Origin of the sequence: Aquiflexum sp. (assembly GCF_041749095.1) — a bacterium.
Taxonomy (GTDB): domain Bacteria; phylum Bacteroidota; class Bacteroidia; order Cytophagales; family Cyclobacteriaceae; genus Aquiflexum.
The window spans coordinates 1-2,760 of sequence record NZ_JBGTCA010000124.1 but is presented as its reverse complement, the minus strand read 5'-3'; the positions used below and the strand labels follow the sequence as shown (position 1 = coordinate 2,760).

Sequence of the window (2,760 nt, the reverse complement as noted above, 5' to 3'; positions counted from 1 at the left end):
GCTTCAAGGACTGCTTCATCTTTGATGCCTTTCTTTTTGATCACTTTTACCAATTCCTTTCGCTGCCCCTTGTGACGGTAGCTATCCTCTAATTTCAACATGTGACTTATAAACTGATTGAGAAACTTTTGTACAGCGTGCTAAGTTAAGGGATAAATTGGCTTAATTTGAAAGCTATTTGCCGCTTATTATCTGAATTATTGAAAATTAGAATTCAAAAAATGTTTACTGGAATAATTGAAACTTTGGGTACAATCATCAATACTGAAAAGGAGGGTACCAATGTTCATTTTGATATTGCTACCTCCATTTCCGATCAACTTAAGATAGACCAATCTGTCTCGCATAATGGCGTATGCCTGACTGTAGTAGCCATAGGGGATGGATATTACAGGGTTACAGCCATTGAAGAGACGCTCAATAAAACCGATCTCGGAACATGGTCAAAAGGAAGAAAGGTGAATTTGGAAAGATGTATGCCGGCCAATGGCAGATTTGATGGGCATATCGTTCAAGGGCATGTGGATCAGACAGGTATCGTAGAAAATATTACCGAAAATGACGGATCATGGATTTTTGATTTTTCATTTGATCCTTCTTCAGGAAATGTTACAGTTGAAAAAGGTTCCATCACAGTCAATGGTACAAGTCTCACTTGTTTCAATTCGAAAAACGGAAGATTCACAGTCGCAATCATACCTTATACCTATGAACATACCAATTTTCATGAGTTAAAAATAGGGAATAAGGTCAATTTGGAATTTGATATCGTCGGAAAATATATCCAAAGACTGATCAAAGGATATCAATAACCTTGATAAAAATCCAATGAGAAATTTTTTTTGACTGATTTGTTGATAAACCTGTTCATAAGTCTGTTTTTCCTGTTCATAACCATGTTTTGTGACCCTAAAAATCAGTGGGAAAGTTGTTCAAAAGAAAACGATCAAATTTTTGTCCTGAAGCATTTTAAGACCTAGATTTACATTCATCAAGTAAGAGATAAAAGATCGGATATACGAATCCGGACATTGGTTGAGAACTTTTGGTGAAAGTATAAAGGGATAAAACCTTAGGGATTTATCTGAAACAGGTAACTGCAGAAATACATATCCGCACTTTGAAATCGAAAGATTTATAAAGTTTAGTTTAGACCATTTGTTATGATCTTGGGTAACTGAGTGAAAATCTTTAACTGTAGCTTGACATGGTTTGGCAATTACGATTACCAGGTCATGAAACGGGAAGTTTTCGAAAGATCACTTCCCGTTTTTGTTTTTATTGACTTTTTGATCCAATGCTTTTAATAAATAGAAAGCAATCAGTCCGCTGAATATTCCCACCAAACCACCCACAAAGACATCTCCGGGATAGTGCACGCCTAAGTAAATTCTGGTATATGAAAAAAATATGGCCCAAATAAAAAGCCATCTGATTGCAAAATATCTATGCGAAAGTGCCAGACTCATGATTGTTGCGATACCAAAACTATTGGCAGCATGGGATGATGCAAAGCCAAACATACCCCCACATTTTCCATAATTATGGATCAAACCTGCCAACGAGGGATCCTGACATGGTCTCAGTCTTTCAAAATAAGGCTTCATGAGTGCTGAAGTAGTTTTGTCTGCTAACAGTATAGTAAGTCCGATGGCAATGAATACCCACCAACTGTCTCTACCATAAATTTTCCATATCAAGTAGGCCAGAAAAATGTATAATGGAATCCAGGGTAAGGTTTGGGTCAGTTGAAACATAACCGGATCCAATACATCCGAATGAAAACTATTTAAGAAGATAAAAAGCTGCTTATCCCAATGACCGATTTTTTCCAGCATTTGTTTGTGCTTTCTGTTTCAATTGATTTTTTTACAAACTAACCCAGTCAATATCTTTTTTGAGATATTCCAGTGTTTTGGCTTCCAGTGAACCGTCATCAGGCTGATGCATGTATTCCCAGTTTGCCATTGGTGGCATACTCATCAAAATACTCTCCGTTCGGCCGTTGGTATCCAAACCAAACTTGGTTCCCGCATCCCATACCAAATTGAACTCCACATATCTTCCCCGACGAAGAGATTGCCATTTTTTTTCCGGATCGGAATATGGAAGGGTATTGTTTTTGGCCATAAAATGTCTGTACACTTTGGGAAAAAGATATCCTATCGATTTGACGAATTCAAAGATATTGTTCATTTCAATAGGGTCTTTGCTGTCGAGCCGGTCGAAAAATATCCCACCTATTCCTCTTGTTTCATTTCGGTGTTTGATAAAGAAGTAATCGTCAGCCCATTTTTTGAACTTCTGGTAATAATCGGGATGATGTAAGTCACAGGTTTTTTTTACCGCATGGTGGAAATATTTTGCATCCTCCAAGTCAACATAATGGGGAGTAAGGTCAATACCACCTCCAAACCACCTGATTCCGTTGCTCATTTCAAAGTATCGGATATTCATGTGAATTATCGGTACCATCGGGCTGAAGGGGTGGATGACAATGGACACCCCGGTGGCAAAAAAATCTGCTTTATCAAGTTGGAGTTTTTTCAGGATTTTTTCAGGGGTCGGGCCCTCTACGGCGGAAAACGCCACCCCGCCTTTTTCGATGATCCTTCCATTTTTAAAAATCCTGGTACGCCCTCCTCCACCTTCAGCCCTTTCCCATTTGTCTTCATGAAAAGACCCGGTTCCATCTCCCATTTCAAGTTCCCTACAAATGTAGTCCTGGATTTCCCTAAAGTCACGGGTGATTAAATGTTT

The 2,760-nt window shown here is 38.5% G+C and carries 3 protein-coding genes and 1 pseudogene; 1 reads left to right on the top strand and 3 read right to left on the bottom strand.

Going from position 1 to position 2,760, the window contains the following annotated elements; genetic code table 11:
* Positions 1 to 101: pseudogene (locus ACEW8O_RS06825) on the bottom strand (protein-L-isoaspartate O-methyltransferase); the annotation flags it as partial.
* 120 nt (positions 102 to 221) lie between these two features.
* Between ACEW8O_RS06825 and ACEW8O_RS06820 the strand changes: the two are divergent.
* Positions 222 to 812 carry a riboflavin synthase gene (locus ACEW8O_RS06820; protein WP_373493872.1) on the top strand — a complete coding sequence of 197 codons (591 nt, stop codon included), beginning with the start codon at positions 222 to 224 and terminating at the stop codon, positions 810 to 812.
* A gap of 447 nt (positions 813 to 1,259) precedes the next feature.
* On the opposite strand, the gene ACEW8O_RS06815 is transcribed toward ACEW8O_RS06820, so the two are convergent.
* Both ACEW8O_RS06815 and hemF read right to left on the bottom strand, forming a co-directional pair.
* Complete coding sequence (locus ACEW8O_RS06815; RefSeq protein ID WP_373493871.1) at positions 1,260 to 1,838, bottom strand: phosphatase PAP2 family protein; 579 nt, start codon at positions 1,836 to 1,838, stop codon at positions 1,260 to 1,262.
* A 31-nt stretch (positions 1,839 to 1,869) separates the two neighbouring features.
* Positions 1,870 to 2,760 (bottom strand): oxygen-dependent coproporphyrinogen oxidase (gene hemF, locus ACEW8O_RS06810; protein ID WP_373493870.1); only part of this gene is annotated, 891 nt, incomplete at its 5' end.

Excerpts from the sequence above, each read along its gene's own strand:
- ACEW8O_RS06815 (WP_373493871.1), bottom strand. The coding sequence starts at position 1,838 with ATGCTGGAAAAAATCGGTCATTGGGATAAGCAGCTTTTTATCTTCTTA.
- ACEW8O_RS06820 (WP_373493872.1), top strand. The coding sequence starts at position 222 with ATGTTTACTGGAATAATTGAAACTTTGGGTACAATCATCAATACTGAA.